A 13,828-nucleotide genomic window follows, 5' to 3' on the forward strand; every position below is an offset into this window, starting at 1 on the left:
GCAGGGAGTGGGGCTGGGGCGGCGCGTCAGGATAACGCGCGGTTAAAAAAAACGGGCCAAGACTATAAGTCCTGGCCCGTTTGTCTATCGTTTCAGCGCCCGGCAGACGAACTACCGGATTGTGTTGCGGCGTAATTGGAGCCGCAACGCAGCAGACTACCAGCGACCGCCGCCGCCACCGTAGCCGCCACGACCGCCACCGCCGCCGCCGCCGGAGCGGGGCTTGTCCTGGGCCTCGTTGACCTTCAGGGTACGACCGCCGAGTTCCTTGCCGTCCAGATTCTGGATGGCGGCGGCGGCGCCCGCATCGTCCATTTCGACGAAACCGAATCCGCGCAGGCGTCCGGTCTCACGGTCCGTGATGAGATTGACGCTCAACACTTCGCCGTAGGCGGAAAAATGGTCACGGATATCGTTTTCGGTGGAAGAGAAGGACAAGTTACCGACATACAGTTTCTTCGACATGGCTAGGCTATGACTCCGGTATTTGGCATGGGCTGATTTCGTCTATGGGCTCGGTCTGGCTCGAAAATTCCAATGGGCGAATGTCATCATGCACGTTGATGGAATGAGGTATACTAACCGGACATGGAAATTGCGCAACCCAAAATATTCGTCAGACCAAAATTTAATTTTTCTTTTAAATCTTTATAAAACAGTATGATGGCGACTTTGCTCGGAGAAGGGCGGGGGAAGAAAGAAAAAATTTTTTTCTTGCGTTTGCAAAGGCAATCACAGCGGCCCGTGCCCCGGCCCGCGGGCAGGTGGCGAGTGCGGGGAGCCGTGTTGTCTGCAAATTGTCATAATATGGCGGAACTAATAGTTTTGTTGTGCAAGCAACCAAATCTGTCCCGTTTGGACTGCGGGGAGGCGGGCCGGGCCGAAAAGGAAATGCGCGGCAGCCTGCAGCACCCGCCGGGGCCCAGGAGCCGGTTTCGCCCGTGGGCGTCGCTGCCGCACCCGGCAACGTGCGCGCCGGCAGCGGGCATGTCCCGCTTTATGCTGCGGGCAAATGGTGCCGTCGGCCGAACGCGCCTCGGCGGCGGGCAGGGCATCCGGCAACACGCTCAAAACGAGCTGCATCGGCGAGGTCGGCCAAGCGCGCGCCGGCCAAGCTACACTTTGCGGATATCGAGTTCCCGCACGAGGTGGCGCAGGGTGCGGGGGCTGATGTCCAGGCGCGCCGCCGTTTGGGTCCGGTCGCCGCCGCAGGCGGCAAAGGCCCGCAGGATGGCTTGGGTCTTGGCCTGGCGCACCGCCTCGTCCAGAGTCACGGCCGTGTCCGGCTCAGGGCTGCGTGGCGTGATCTCGCCGCCAAGGCGCATGTCCTCGGGCAGATCGCCGGCATCGATGGGGCCTTCGCGGCTTAAAAGGGCCAGCCGTTCGATGAGGTTTTTAAGCTCGCGCACATTGCCCGGCCAGTCGTGCCCCGTCAGCTCGGTCAGCGCCGCCTTGGTGAAGCGCAGCCCCGGCTTGTGGTAGCGCTGGCGGTAGATCGACAGAAAATACTCAGCCAGAAAAACGATATCGCCGCTGCGCTGGCGCAAAGGCGGCAGGACCAGTGGCACGACGTTTAAGCGGTAATAGAGGTCGGCCCGAAACGCCCCCTGGCGCACCATCTCCGGCAGCGTCCGGTTGGTGGCGGCCACGATGCGGGCCGCAAAGCGGATGGGGCGTTCCCCGCCCAGGCGGCGAAACGACCGCTCCTCCAGGACGCGCAAAAAATCCACCTGATTAATCGCCGGGATTTCCCCCACCTCGTCCAGAAACAGCGTTCCGTCGCCAGCCATTTCAAAGATGCCGCGCTGGGCCTTGGACGCGCCGGTAAAGGCTCCGGCCTCGTGGCCGAAGAACTTGTCGGCAAACAATTCTCCCTTGAGCACGCCGCAGTTGACCGGGACAAAGGGTTTCTTGCGCCGCCGGCTGAGGTTGTGGATGCACTGGGCCAGCAGTTCCTTGCCGGTGCCGGTTTCGCCGGAAATGAGCACGCAAGCGTCAGATGGGGCGATCTGGGTAGCCAGGTCGTAAACGGCCTGCATCTCAGCGGAACAAAAGAGGAATTCAGCCTCCGGCGGGGCCTGTCCGGCGGTGACGGGGTCGTCGGCGTCCAGCGGCAAATATTTGCCGCAAAGCAATATGCTGGAATCACTCATCTTATACTTTCCCTGCCGGCCACGCCGCACACGGCAAAACGGATTCGTCCAGGCAATCATGCGCTCTAAGCCGAAAAATGACAACGGCAAAAAATTGCCGACGTGCGGCGAAACTTTGCCGTTTTACCAGGGGCTGAAAGTGCTAACATGCTTTATTTACAGTTAATTCAAAAAGGCACAATCCTTGATAAGAGGGGGGTCAGAAGGGACGGTTCGCCTGCGGATACAGCGAGCCCCTGTTTCGACCCGAGCCGCCGGCCGGGCCGGACGCCCACCCACCACACCATTTCGGAAAAGGAGAACGAGAGGATCATGAAGCGGCAAATTTTACTCAAAGCGGGCCTGCCGGTCCTCGCGGCTGCCCTGCTGATTGCGGTCTTCGCCATGGCGGCCCAGAACGATGCGGCCGTGACCCAGGCCCTCGATCAGGCCGGTGTCACCGGCCCCTGGTGGATGTGGCCCCTAATTCTGCTGTTTTTCTGTTTCATCCTCGGCATCATCGCGGTGCTGGCCGGTGTCGGCGGCGGCGTGCTCTACGTGCCACTCGTCAGCGGCTTTTTCCCCTTCCACCTCGACTTCGTGCGCGGCGCGGGCCTGATGGTTGCCTTGGCTGGCGCTTTGGCCGCTGGTCCGGGTCTGCTCAAGCGCAACCTGGCCTCATTGCGCCTGGCTTTGCCTGTGGCCCTTATCGCCTCGTCCTGCGCCATTGTCGGTGCCTTGATCGGTCTGGCCCTGCCCACCAACGTGGTCCAGATCGCTCTGGGTGCCACCATCCTTTTTATCGCCCTCCTGATCCTCAAGTCGAAAAACGTGGCCGTGCCCGAGGTCAAAAATCCCGATGCCCTGGGCATTGCGCTGGGCATGAACGGCGTCTACCACGACGCCTCCTCGGGCCAGGACTATGCCTGGAAGACCCACCGCACCCTGCCCGGTCTGCTCATGTTTATCATCATCGGCGTCATGGCCGGCATGTTCGGCCTGGGCGCTGGCTGGGCCAACGTCCCGGTCTTAAACCTCATGATGGGCGTGCCGCTCAAAGTTGCCGTGGGCACGTCGAAGTTCCTGCTCTCGATCACCGACACCTCGGCCGCCTGGATCTATTTGAACCAGGGCTGCGTCATTCCGCTTATGGCCATTCCGTCCATCGTGGGCCTTATGTTCGGTTCCTTTGTGGGCGTGCGGCTGTTGGCCAAGGCCAAGCCGAAGTTTATCCGTTACATGGTCATTGGCGTCTTGCTGTTTGCCGGAGCCAAAGCGCTGCTTAAGGGCCTGGGCATCGGCTGAGCCGCATTTGCCCCCAACCACGATACCACACTCTACGGAGACTTTCATGAGCACCGATACCACACAGACCCCGGCTGAACAGGTTGTTTATTCCAACATGCTCTTCTACGGCTGCTGGGGCTCCCTGGGCCTTATGGCCGTGACCTATCTGCTGTATATCTCGGGTCTGGTCACCCCCCACGTGCCGCTGGATACCGTGACCCAACTCTGGTCCCAGCCGGTCAAGGTCTATCTGGAAAAGGGCAACGTCCCCACGGGCTGGGGCTGGCTCAAACTCATCGGCCAGGGCGATTTCCTCAATTTCACCGGCGTGGTGCTTTTATCGGGCATGACCATCCTGTGCTATCTGCCGCTGATCGGCGCCTATATGAAAAAGAAGGAGCCGATTTTCGCTACCATCGCCGTGCTGGAAATCCTGGTGCTCGCCTTTGCCGCTTCCGGCATTGTCGGTGGCGGGGGACACTAGGCCGGGCGGCCCTGCTTCCCTGTCGTCGGCGGTTCGCGTAATGCATGGATATCGCGTCAAGCGAAACGCCGCAGGCATGGAGGAGTGATGGCAACAGCAACGAATGAGGCGGATTGGTTTGCCGAAGGTGGCGTGGATTTGCCCGGGTTTTTTGACGCCATGCCCCTGGGGGCGGCGATCTACGACACCCTCGGGCGGGTCGTGCACCTCAATGCCTCGTTGCGACGGTTGACCGGTTTCCGACTGGACGAGGCCCGGGGACTGCCCTGTCGGCACGTCCTGCGCACAGCGCTGTGCGGCCGCGACTGCCCCCACCTGCGCGGGGGGGGCTGCGAGCAGTCCCTGGAAACCGACATCGTCAATCGGGGCAGGCGAAAGATACCGGTGCGTTTAAGCACCCGGTGTCTGCGCAACCGGGATGGCGAGCTTTTGTACCGCGTGGACTTTGTGGAAGAGCTGGACCAGCGGGAGACCGACGGCATGTTGACGAAAAAGTCCGGCCTGGGGGCGCTGATCGGCAAGAGCGCGGTGATGGAAGGCATCCTCTCGGTGCTGCCGGAGTGTGCCCGGTCCGAACGCCCGGTGCTGCTGGTCGGGGAGACCGGCACGGGCAAGGATCTCATCGCCGAACTTGTCCATGAAAGCTCCTTGCGCGCCAAACGCCCGTTTTTGCGCATGAATCTCGGTTTCCTGCCCGCGAATCTGCTCGAAGCCGAGCTTTTCGGCCGCGTGGCCGAGGAAGGCTCGGGCCTGGAGGAGATTCGCGGTCGTTTCCAGGAGGCGACCGGCGGCAGCATGTTCTTCCCGGAACTCTCCGACGCGCCCCTGTCCCTGCAGCAGCGCCTGGCCGCCTTTCTCGATACCGGAACCATCTGTCCGCTGGGCGAAAAAACGCCCCAGCCGGTGGATGTCCGGCTGTTGTTTGCCACCCAGCGCAATCCCGAGGAACTGGCGGCCAAGGGCCTGCTTGACCCGGAATTTTACAAGCACTTAAGCGTCCTGCGCCTCGATCTGCCGCCGCTGCGGCAGCGCGGCGAGGATCTGCCCTTTTTGCTGGCCTACTTTGCCGAACGCTTTGCCGAGCGCTTTAAAAAAAGCGTGAAAGGCTTTTCCCCGGAAGCCATGAGCGTGCTGGCCGAATATCCCTATCCGGGCAATGTGCGCGAGCTGCGAAACATTGTCGAATACGCGGTCATGACCTCCAAGACGCCGCTGATTGTCCCGGCCAACCTGCCGGTCTACGTGCCGGTGCGCCCGGCTGGGGCTGCAGAGGAAGTGCCCAGTCTGGGGGCAATAGCGGATGCGCCCAAACCCAAGGCGGCCAAGGCCAAAAAAGAGCCGGCCGGCAAGAGGAGCGGGACATGAGCGGACATCGGGTATTGATTGCCCTTCGCGGCAACGAGGTGGCCTGGCGTTTCGATAAAACGGCCGAGGCCCTGGTCTGTGCCATTGACGATGACGGGACGGTGACGTCGCAATCCGAAATCATCTTCGCCTGCTACTCGGCCGAGGATCTGTGTGAATACGTGCTGGCCCACAACATCGACACCGTTGTGGCCGGCGGTATGGAAGAAGAGTATTATCATTACCTGCGCTGGAAGCGGGTGGACGTCATTGACAACGTGGCCGGCGAACTCGGCCCGGTGCTGGAGCGTCTGGCCGGGGGGCGGCTCAGTTCCGGGGACATCCTGTTTCCCCAAGGCGAGGGCTGATCATGTTTCGCAAAGTTTTCAGCCGCCATCTGGAAGGCCTCAGTTCCTCCGACGTGGTTGTAACCCCCCGGATCTATCGGTCGCTGCGGCGAAAGATCACGGCGCTCATGCTTATAACCGCCACGCTGCCTTTGGCCATCATGGCGGCGCTTAACTATTACGAATACCAAAAAGCCCTGTCCCGCGAGATCCAGAATCCTTTGCGGGTCATCGTGAACAAGGCCAAAAATTCCTTTGAGCTTTTTTTGGCCGAGCGCACCTCGGCCGTGGGCTTTATCGCCCAGGCCTATACGTTCAAGGAACTGGCGGATGATAAGGATCTGGCCAGAATTTTAAAGATTTTACAGACTGAATACGTCGGTTTCGTCGATATCGGCCTGATTAACGACAAGGGCGAGCTGGTCAACTATGTCGGCCCCTATGCCCTAAAAGGCCACAATTACGCCGAGCAGACCTGGTTTAACGAGGTCCGGGTCAAGGGCCGCTATATTTCCGACGTGTTCATGGGCTTTCGCAAATTTCCCCACGTCGTGGTGGCCGTGCGCCACACCCTGGACTCGGGCGAGCCGTTTATCGTGCGGGCAACGCTTGACACGCACCAGTTCGACAAGATCATCGTGGCCATGGGGCTGGAACCCGGGTCCGACGCGTTGCTGCTCAACCGGGCCGGCATCCTCCAGACCAGTTCCCAGCGTTTCGGCAAGGTGCTCGACACCTTTTCCCTGCCCATGCCGCCGCCGACCTTCGAGGCCACCGTGCTGCAACAGCAGGACGCCGAAGGGGAAGACATCTTTTTAGCCTATACCTATTTCCCGGAAAGCGACTTTGTGCTGGCGGCGATCAAGCCCAAGGCGCAAATGCTGCGCACCTGGTACACGGTACGCGGCGATCTGGTCTTTATCTTCTGCGCCGGGGTGCTGGCCGTCTTTGTGGCCTCCTACAAAATCACCGACTTGCTCTTGCGGCGCATGCGCGAGGCCGAGGAACAACGGGAGCTGGCCTTGCGCCAGGTGGAGCACGCCCAGAAGCTCTCCTCCATCGGCCGTCTGGCCGCCGGCGTCGCCCACGAGATCAACAACCCGCTGGCGGTCATTAACGAAAAGACCGGCCTTATGCGCGACCTGATCGATCTGCGCGAGGATTTTCCCGACAAGGAGCGTTACTTACAGCTCATCGACTCAGTGCTCAAAACCGTCATTCGCTGCCGTGACATCACCCGGCGCATGCTTGGCTTTGCCCGCCGCCTGGACGTCAGCCTGGAAGAGCTTGATTTAAACGACGTTCTTCAGGAAACCAGCGGCTTTTTGACCCAGGAGGCCTTGCACCGAAAGATTGAGCTCAGCCTCACCCTCGATGCCAACGCGCCGCGCATCGTTTCCGACCGGGGGCAGCTCCAGCAGGTGTTCCTCAATATCTTAAACAACGCCTTGGCCGCCGTGCCCGACGCCGGCCGCATCGATGTCTGCACCCGCGGCGACGGCGAGGGCGTGTGCGTGGAAGTCCGGGACAACGGCTGCGGCATGAGCAAGGACACCCTGACCTGCATCTTCGAGCCTTTTTTCACCACCAAAAAGACCAAGGGCACCGGCCTTGGGCTGTCCATCACCTACGGCATCGTCAAGCGCTTGGGCGGTGAGATCAGCGTGGAAAGCGAAGTGGACAAGGGCACGGTCTTTACCCTGTGCTTCCCCAAACATCCGAAACACGAGGCCTAGCAGCGATGCGCATACACGATGTCAATATTCTGCTTGTGGACGATGAGAAGGAATTCACCGCCACCCTGGCCGAACGCATGGCGCTGCGGGGACTGCGGGTGCGCTGCGCCTATTCCGGCGAGGAGGCGCTTAAACAGATCGCCACCGAAAAACCGGACGTGGTGATTATGGACGTCATGATGCCGGGGCTTAAGGGCCTGGACATCCTGCGCCACTTAAAGGCCACCAATCCTGAAATCCAGGTCATTTTGCTGACCGGTCAGGCCGGCACCCGCGACGGCATGGAAGGCATGAAGCTCGGGGCCTTTGACTATCTGCTCAAGCCCCTGGAGCTCGACGCCCTGTTGGCCAAAATCGCCGAAGCGGCTGCCATCGGAGGAAAGGCCCAATGATTGATGTGTCGGCCACGGACGGCGACGGACGGTTTTTAGGTGTTGTGACGGCTGCGGCCTGCCACGATCTTATGAACGTCTACGCCACTTTTACCCAGGCCTTCGGGCTTATGGAAGACTGTCTGGCCGCTGATTCGCGTACGCGTCTCAAAAGTCTGGGTTTTAAAGGCGGCTTTGAGCACAAGGAGCGGTTTCAGGAACTGCTTAAAATGCTGCGCGGCCAACTGGCCCGGGCCGTGGGACTGACCGATGCCCTGGCCCTGGCCGCCCACAGCCTGGAGCGTGGCGGCCGGCCCGCCTCGCCGCCCGAGGCCATCGCCGCCATGCTGCTCTTGTGCGAACGACTGCTCAAGCGCCGAAAGCTCACCGTGACCCTCGATACGGCTTCCTGCGCTGCGGATCAGTCCTGGCCGGTTTTGCGCCAGGTTGATTACCTCGGGCCGCTTACGGAGACGCTGCTGGCCTGCCTGCCCCATGTGCCCATGGGCAGCGAGCTGCGGCTGTCCTGCCAGGCCGATGCCGGTAGTCTGCGTCTGGTGCTCGGCCGGCCGGACGGCGGGTTTGCCCCCGAGGCCCGGGCCGCCTGCCAGGACGTTCTCGACGCCGTGCCCGGAGCCACCCTGGTCTGCGGAGCGCCGGATGCGCCCCTGACCCTTATTTTTCAGGAACAGCCCACGTCAACACCGGCTTCGTGTCCGCCCGGCGCGGGCCAAGCCTCATAAGGAGACTGCCATGAAAAAGATCAAGCTGCTGCTGGTTGATGATGAGGAAAACTTCGTCAACACCCTGGCCGAGCGCCTGAAAATGCGCGATGTGCCGTCCAAGGTCGTCTATTCCGGCGAGGAAGCCCTGGAGGCCGTCAAGTCCGAAGTGCCCGATGTCGTGGTGCTCGATCTGCGCATGCCCGGCATCGACGGCATGGAAGTGCTGCGCAAGGTCCGCCAGACCAACCCCGATGTGCGCATCGTCATCCTCACCGGCCACGGCAACGAGGTCATCGAAGAGGAAGCCAAGAAGCTCGGGGCGTTCCACTACCACAAAAAGCCGGTGGAGATCGACGAACTGCTCGGCACCGTGAAAAAGGCCTACCGCGAGAAGCTCGAAGACGCCATGGTGGCCGCCACCTTTGCCCAGGCCGGGGCTTTTGACGAAGCCCATGAAATCCTGGACGAAGAGAAATAAGGGCAGAACCGCCCCACGTTGTGACGCGCAAGCCGCGTTCCAGTCCGATTTTGGAGCGGGGACTCCGAGGGAGACGGCGCATGCCGATATCCGTCCTGCTCGTTGACGACGAGCCACTTTACGCGGCGCTTCTGGCGCAGCGGCTTGAGAGCCGCGACTTCGCGGTGACCGTCGCTGCCGACGGGGACGAGGCGTTGCGTGCGGCGGCCTCGTCCCCGCCGGATCTGGTGCTGCTCGACGTCAATTTGCCGGGTCTAAGCGGGGTGGAGGTGCTGGCGGAGCTGAAAAAGACCGGCTTTGCCGGCGAGGCCCTCATGCTGACCGGGCAGGCCGGGGTAGAGACGGCGGTGGCCGGCATGAAGCTCGGTGCCGCCGACTACCTGTCCAAGAGCCTGGATTTTGAGGAGCTGGTGGAGGCGCTGACCCGCGCCTATGGCCGCAAGCTGCGTCGGGCCGAATCCGTGCGCCTGATCGAAGTCGAGCGTCTGGCCGCCCTTGGCCGGGTGGCCGAGGGCGCAGCCCATGAAATCAACAATCCGGTGACGGTCATGACCACCATGGCCGGCTGGATTGAGGATCTGTGCGACGATCTGCCCGAATCCGCCCACGAGACCACGGCCGAAATCCGCCAATCCGCCCGGCAGATCGCGGCCCAGGGCATCCGTATCAAGGCGGTGATGCTCAATCTGCTCAAGTGCGGCGGCCGCTTCGATCCGCGTCCCGCCGTCCTTTCCCCCCATGCGGCGGCGGCGGCGGTGCTGGCGGATCGGGCCGAACGCAGCCGGGAGCAGGGCATTGCCTGTGTGAATGCCGTCCCGTCGCAACTGGCCGTGCATTTTCCACCCGGGGCCTTTGAACTGATCTGCTCGGTGCTGGTGGACAACGCCCTGGACGCCATGGAAGACCGCTGCGGCCGGCTGGAGATTGCGGCCCAGGTCGCGGACGGGGCCTTTGTCCTGACCGTTGCCGACGACGGCCCGGGCATTGCCGCGTCTGTGGCTCCGCGCATCTTTGAGCCGTTTTTTTCCACCCGCGATTCCAACGCCCGCAGCGGCCTGGGGCTGGCTGCGGCGCGCGGCGTGGCCCGGGGCCTTGGCGGCGACATTGCCTACGAACTGCGCCCGGGCGGCGGCAGTCTGTTTACGGCCCGTTTCCCCGGTTTCTGACGGCCAAGCCCCTGTTCGTGGGGACCGTGCCGCGTTGGCTTTCAAACGCCGTGCGGGCCACCTTGCAGGTGAGCCCCCCGGGTCTCCTACGCGGCGAGGGTGGAGAGACGCTCTTTTTATCCTGCACAAACGCCCCGTTATCGGTCCCGGGTCCAGCCTGCCGGCCTGGACCAGCCTCGCTTTATTCCACAACCACGCCACTTTCCGGCAATGTTTTCCACATTCAGTGGAAATCATTGCCAACCCGGCCCAGGGCAAGATGGGCTAAGCGACAGCATAACAGGCTTTTTGAGCAGGAGAACGCACTTTTTCACAAAGGCACGGCATCTGCAACCAGACAGGCGGTTCTCCAATCCCCAGCACCTGGATGCCCATGCGCACCGTCACACCCCGTCGCAGCTTGGCTGCGTTCGTTCTTTTGCTTGCCACCCTGTTCGTAACCACCGCTGCCGGAAGCGCCATGGCCGCGACCTATGCCGACCCCATTGCCGCCTGGGACAAGGCCGGACTGCGCCAGACTCCGCCCACCCCGGTCCAGACCGTGTCGGTGCGCGACTACGGGGCCGTGGGCGATGGCGTTCGCGACGACACTACCGCCTTTCAACGTGCCCTGGCCGCCCTGGCCAGCCCGGGGATTCTGTCCATTCCCCAAGGCAGCTACCGCATCACCGCCTCCCTGGAAATGACCAGCGGCAAGGTGCTGCGCGGCGAGGGCAGCAGCACGTCCAAGCTCATCTTTAATTTAAACGGCTCCTCCGACCCCTGCATCGATTTCACCACGTATAATTCCAAAAGCTGGTCGAACCTGTCCCAGAGCGCCGTGGCCGGTGCCAGCAGCATCACGGTGGCCAGCGCCACCAACTTCAAGGTTGGCGACATGGTGGAGATCGAGCAGCAAAACGACCCGGCCACGATGTACACCGATCCGGAATGGAACCAGGACTGGGCCCAGAGCGTGGTGGGGCAGTTCGTCAAAGTCACGGCCAAGTCCGGCTCCACCCTGACGCTGGATCGGCCGCTGCGCACTGATTTCAAGACCGCCCTGACCGCGCGGGCGCGGGTCTATTCTCTGGGCCACGATGTGGGCATTGAAGATTTGAACCTGACTCGCGAGGACAGCGGCGGGGCGGTCGGTGGCGACATCATTCATTTTAAGTACGCGCTCAACTGCTGGGTGCGCCGGGTGGAAAGCACCTGGACGGTGGGTTCCCACATCTACGCCGAATCCTCGGCCTCCATTGAGGTTTCCGATTCCACCTTCAAGTACTCCCATGACTACGGCGACGGCGGACGAGGCTACGGCGTAAGCCTGGGACGCCACGTTTCGGACTGCCTTATCCAGAACAACGTCTTTGATACCCTGCGTCATGCCATGGTCGTGAGCCAAGGTGCCAACGGCAACGTCTACGCCTACAACTACTCCGGCAAAACGGTCTGCGAATCCACCGAGTGGACGGCCTGCGACATCTCGGTGCACGGCCACTATCCCTTCCGCAATTTGTTCGAGGGCAACATCGTCCAGGAAATCGACATCACCGACTACTGGGGACCGGCCGGGCCGGGCAACGTGCTGCTGCGAAACATCGTGGAACAGGAAGGCATCGAGATCATGGACGCCTCCCATGGCCAGATTGTCCTTGGCAACGTGATCCTGGCCGGCGGACCGCTCACCGTGGCCTCGGGCATCACCGGAACCGTGCTGGACGGCAATGCCATCCTGCCCGCCCTGGCCGCCGACGCCGACAACTGCCCCGTGACCGACGTCCCGGCCAGCCTCTACCTGGCCGACGCGCCGACATTTTATTGCAGTTGCACCTGGCCGATGCTGGCCGATGGCCAGTTGGTCAATCCGGCCGCACAGCGCGCCCTGGGCATTCCAACCTTGCCGACGCCGACACCGACGCCGACGCCCACGCCCGCCGGGGTCGCGGGCACCCTGGCCGCGATCAACGGGCTGCTGTTGCCGTAACAGCGTAACCGTCAAAAGTGGTCGTTTTCGAGGTCTGCCCAGACGCTAAAGGCCTCGTACTCCGGCAAGAGCAGGGCCTGCCCCTTCTTGTTGCTCCTCTCAGTCACCGTGTAGACCCGTCGGACAGCTCCGCTTTCTTCGCGGTCCCGGCGGGTGTAATCTCGTGTAGACGGTCTTGCCGTGCCTTTCGGCGTGTTTGCGGGGGTGGGTTTACCCTGTGCGCTGTGCGCGGGCAATTCCCCGGCAAGGGTTGCCAGGGCGCAAAAAGAGTCTTAGGTAGTTCGCTTAGCGTGCCTTTACGGGCACGCGCTTTACTGGTAGGACCAATACTGACAATACCTTTGAACCGGATGGGCTTTCATGCGTAGCGTTTGCAAGATGTTGGGGCTGCTTGCAGCCAGTTGGCTGGCGATCCATTGTTGCGCCGTCCCGGCCCAGGCGATCAGCCTGCCGGTGACGGGCGAAGTGAAAAACAGCGCCGAGACGTTTACCGGCACGGCCGTGGTGGCGCTAAGCGGCGACGGAAGCATTGATCTGCTGACCAGCCGGGGCGTGACCTGCCAGGGCGTTTTTGGCTATGTGACCCGCAAAGAAGGTCGGGGAACGGTCATGTGCCAGGACGGCCGCAAGGGCTATTTCCAGTTTGTCTCGGCGGGGTTCTCCGGCACCGGAGCCGGCAAGATCGATGACGAGAATTTCGAGTTTCGCATCGGCAATTAGCGCTTCGCCCAGGCGCCGGCCCTTTGTGCCGGCGACGGAAAATCCGGCTTCCTGACCGATGAGCGCTTCGCCCAGGTGCCAGACCCTTCGTAGGGCGTTGCGTTCGTAGTAGTCTGCTTCTCCAAGCAACAACACGCTGCCTTAAAAAATTATGACCCCCAAAAACAGCACTGTTTTTGGGGGTCACGATACGCGTTGAAGCGCTCAGAATGCACCGGGCGACCGCAGCCTGGGGAGCGGTCGCCCGATGGCGAACGACCGCTGCTTCCAACCGCAGCGCCCCAGGCGGGCGATGCGGCCCTGCTTAGTGCTTTTTAAGCGCTGCCAGCCGGTCACCCAGGGACTGTTGCGGTTCGGTGCCGGCCGCGTCCTTGAGGGCCTGGGCAATAATCGGGTCTTCCTCTTCCTTGGGCTGGGTCAAAAGCTTGGCTTTTTCCTGATGGACCTGGGCCTGCATCTCCAGCTCCTGGGCTCGGGCCGACATGGCGTCAAAGGCCGTGCCCATGGTGTCGGCCTGCTTTTTTATGCCGGAGAGCACCTTGGCCCGGTCTTCCTGCTCCTTGGCGCGCTCGGCCCGGATTTGCGCCATGTCCATGCGGCGTTTGGCCTCGGTTAAGCGGGAACGGGCCGTTTTCAGGCGTTCGGAGGCAGTTTTGACGGCGTTGTTGAGTTCTTCGTAAAAGACTTGCGCTTCCTTGGCCTCGGCCTCTTCGCGCTCCACTTCCGGCACCATCTTTTCCAAATCCGCCACCAGCCTGCCCAGGCTGGCTTCAATCTGGGCCTTTTGGTCGCCCTGGGTGACGTCCATCTGGGCCTGCAAACGCTCGGCGGCACTGACGCGCAGCGTGTAGGCCTTTTTGATGGCCTCGGCTTCCTGTTGTTCCTTGTCCCAGGCGGTCTTGGCCCCCACCATCTGGCGGGTGAGCTTGGTCAGGATGGCGTCGAGTTCGCCGATCTCGGCTTCCGAAGCGCTCTCCGGGTCAAACTCCACAATGAGTTTGAGAAACCCGGACTGGGCGTCTTCGGTCTTTTTCGCGACATATTGTTTGAGAAACGATAACATGCTTGG

General features: G+C 61.9%; 14 protein-coding genes. 11 read left to right on the forward strand and 3 right to left on the reverse strand.

What is annotated here, in order from left to right; translation table 11 throughout:
- Window positions 1-156: 156 nt before the first annotated feature.
- Window positions 157-465, reverse strand: coding sequence for an RNA-binding regulator (rbp, locus tag GTA51_RS10165; RefSeq protein ID WP_160960792.1), 309 nt, complete (start codon window positions 463-465; stop codon window positions 157-159).
- A gap of 650 nt (window positions 466-1,115) precedes the next feature.
- The gene (locus GTA51_RS10170) at window positions 1,116-2,153 is read right to left on the reverse strand and encodes a sigma-54 interaction domain-containing protein (RefSeq protein ID WP_160960794.1); all 1,038 of its coding nucleotides are present in this window, start codon (window positions 2,151-2,153) and stop codon (window positions 1,116-1,118) included.
- Window positions 2,154-2,465: 312 nt separating this feature from the next.
- Here GTA51_RS10170 and GTA51_RS10175 point away from each other — a divergent pair, with 312 nt between their 5' ends.
- The 11 genes from GTA51_RS10175 (at window position 2,466) to GTA51_RS10225 (ending at window position 12,759) form a co-directional block, all read left to right on the forward strand.
- Window positions 2,466-3,437 (forward strand): sulfite exporter TauE/SafE family protein, encoded by a 972-nt coding sequence (locus GTA51_RS10175; RefSeq protein WP_160960796.1) that lies wholly within the window; start codon window positions 2,466-2,468, stop codon window positions 3,435-3,437.
- A 46-nt stretch (window positions 3,438-3,483) separates the two neighbouring features.
- Window positions 3,484-3,903: a DUF1634 domain-containing protein gene (locus tag GTA51_RS10180; protein ID WP_160960798.1), complete on the forward strand. Its 420-nt coding sequence runs from the start codon at window positions 3,484-3,486 to the stop codon at window positions 3,901-3,903.
- Window positions 3,904-3,990: 87 nt separating this feature from the next.
- Window positions 3,991-5,268: a sigma 54-interacting transcriptional regulator gene (locus GTA51_RS10185; RefSeq protein WP_160960800.1), complete on the forward strand. Its 1,278-nt coding sequence runs from the start codon at window positions 3,991-3,993 to the stop codon at window positions 5,266-5,268.
- Window positions 5,265-5,615 carry a dinitrogenase iron-molybdenum cofactor biosynthesis protein gene (locus GTA51_RS10190; protein WP_160960802.1) on the forward strand — a complete coding sequence of 117 codons (351 nt, stop codon included), beginning with the start codon at window positions 5,265-5,267 and terminating at the stop codon, window positions 5,613-5,615. The genes GTA51_RS10185 and GTA51_RS10190 overlap by 4 nt, the downstream gene beginning before the upstream one ends.
- A gap of 2 nt (window positions 5,616-5,617) precedes the next feature.
- Entirely contained in the window at window positions 5,618-7,330 is a 1,713-nt protein-coding gene (locus GTA51_RS10195) for an ATP-binding protein (RefSeq protein ID WP_160960804.1), read from the forward strand.
- 5 nt (window positions 7,331-7,335) lie between these two features.
- Window positions 7,336-7,722 carry a response regulator gene (locus GTA51_RS10200; RefSeq protein WP_160960806.1) on the forward strand — a complete coding sequence of 129 codons (387 nt, stop codon included), beginning with the start codon at window positions 7,336-7,338 and terminating at the stop codon, window positions 7,720-7,722.
- Entirely contained in the window at window positions 7,719-8,444 is a 726-nt protein-coding gene (locus GTA51_RS10205; protein ID WP_160960808.1) for a hypothetical protein, read from the forward strand. The genes GTA51_RS10200 and GTA51_RS10205 overlap by 4 nt, the downstream gene beginning before the upstream one ends.
- Window positions 8,445-8,454: 10 nt before the next feature.
- Window positions 8,455-8,904, forward strand: coding sequence for a response regulator (locus GTA51_RS10210; protein ID WP_160960818.1), 450 nt, complete (start codon window positions 8,455-8,457; stop codon window positions 8,902-8,904).
- Window positions 8,905-8,984: 80 nt separating this feature from the next.
- Window positions 8,985-10,070, forward strand: coding sequence for a sensor histidine kinase (locus tag GTA51_RS10215; protein WP_160960819.1), 1,086 nt, complete (start codon window positions 8,985-8,987; stop codon window positions 10,068-10,070).
- 373 nt (window positions 10,071-10,443) lie between these two features.
- Window positions 10,444-12,039 carry a glycosyl hydrolase family 28-related protein gene (locus tag GTA51_RS10220; RefSeq protein WP_246198080.1) on the forward strand — a complete coding sequence of 532 codons (1,596 nt, stop codon included), beginning with the start codon at window positions 10,444-10,446 and terminating at the stop codon, window positions 12,037-12,039.
- A gap of 360 nt (window positions 12,040-12,399) precedes the next feature.
- Complete coding sequence (locus tag GTA51_RS10225; protein WP_160960822.1) at window positions 12,400-12,759, forward strand: hypothetical protein; 360 nt, start codon at window positions 12,400-12,402, stop codon at window positions 12,757-12,759.
- 304 nt (window positions 12,760-13,063) lie between these two features.
- On the opposite strand, the gene GTA51_RS10230 is transcribed toward GTA51_RS10225, so the two are convergent.
- Window positions 13,064-13,822: a coiled-coil domain-containing protein gene (locus tag GTA51_RS10230; protein WP_160960824.1), complete on the reverse strand. Its 759-nt coding sequence runs from the start codon at window positions 13,820-13,822 to the stop codon at window positions 13,064-13,066.
- Window positions 13,823-13,828 lie beyond the last annotated feature (6 nt).

The organism is Solidesulfovibrio aerotolerans, assembly GCF_009856865.1.
Taxonomy (GTDB): Bacteria; Desulfobacterota; Desulfovibrionia; order Desulfovibrionales; family Desulfovibrionaceae; genus Solidesulfovibrio; species Solidesulfovibrio aerotolerans.

Coding starts and splice junctions, on each gene's coding strand:
- rbp (WP_160960792.1), bottom strand. CDS start 465: ATGTCGAAGAAACTGTATGTCGGTAACTTGTCCTTCTCTTCCACCGAA.
- GTA51_RS10200 (WP_160960806.1), top strand. CDS start 7,336: ATGCGCATACACGATGTCAATATTCTGCTTGTGGACGATGAGAAGGAA.
- GTA51_RS10210 (WP_160960818.1), top strand. CDS start 8,455: ATGAAAAAGATCAAGCTGCTGCTGGTTGATGATGAGGAAAACTTCGTC.
- GTA51_RS10190 (WP_160960802.1), top strand. CDS start 5,265: ATGAGCGGACATCGGGTATTGATTGCCCTTCGCGGCAACGAGGTGGCC.
- GTA51_RS10175 (WP_160960796.1), top strand. CDS start 2,466: ATGAAGCGGCAAATTTTACTCAAAGCGGGCCTGCCGGTCCTCGCGGCT.
- GTA51_RS10230 (WP_160960824.1), bottom strand. CDS start 13,822: ATGTTATCGTTTCTCAAACAATATGTCGCGAAAAAGACCGAAGACGCC.
- GTA51_RS10185 (WP_160960800.1), top strand. CDS start 3,991: ATGGCAACAGCAACGAATGAGGCGGATTGGTTTGCCGAAGGTGGCGTG.
- GTA51_RS10180 (WP_160960798.1), top strand. CDS start 3,484: ATGAGCACCGATACCACACAGACCCCGGCTGAACAGGTTGTTTATTCC.
- GTA51_RS10170 (WP_160960794.1), bottom strand. CDS start 2,153: ATGAGTGATTCCAGCATATTGCTTTGCGGCAAATATTTGCCGCTGGAC.
- GTA51_RS10205 (WP_160960808.1), top strand. CDS start 7,719: ATGATTGATGTGTCGGCCACGGACGGCGACGGACGGTTTTTAGGTGTT.
- GTA51_RS10195 (WP_160960804.1), top strand. CDS start 5,618: ATGTTTCGCAAAGTTTTCAGCCGCCATCTGGAAGGCCTCAGTTCCTCC.
- GTA51_RS10220 (WP_246198080.1), top strand. CDS start 10,444: ATGCGCACCGTCACACCCCGTCGCAGCTTGGCTGCGTTCGTTCTTTTG.
- GTA51_RS10215 (WP_160960819.1), top strand. CDS start 8,985: ATGCCGATATCCGTCCTGCTCGTTGACGACGAGCCACTTTACGCGGCG.
- GTA51_RS10225 (WP_160960822.1), top strand. CDS start 12,400: ATGCGTAGCGTTTGCAAGATGTTGGGGCTGCTTGCAGCCAGTTGGCTG.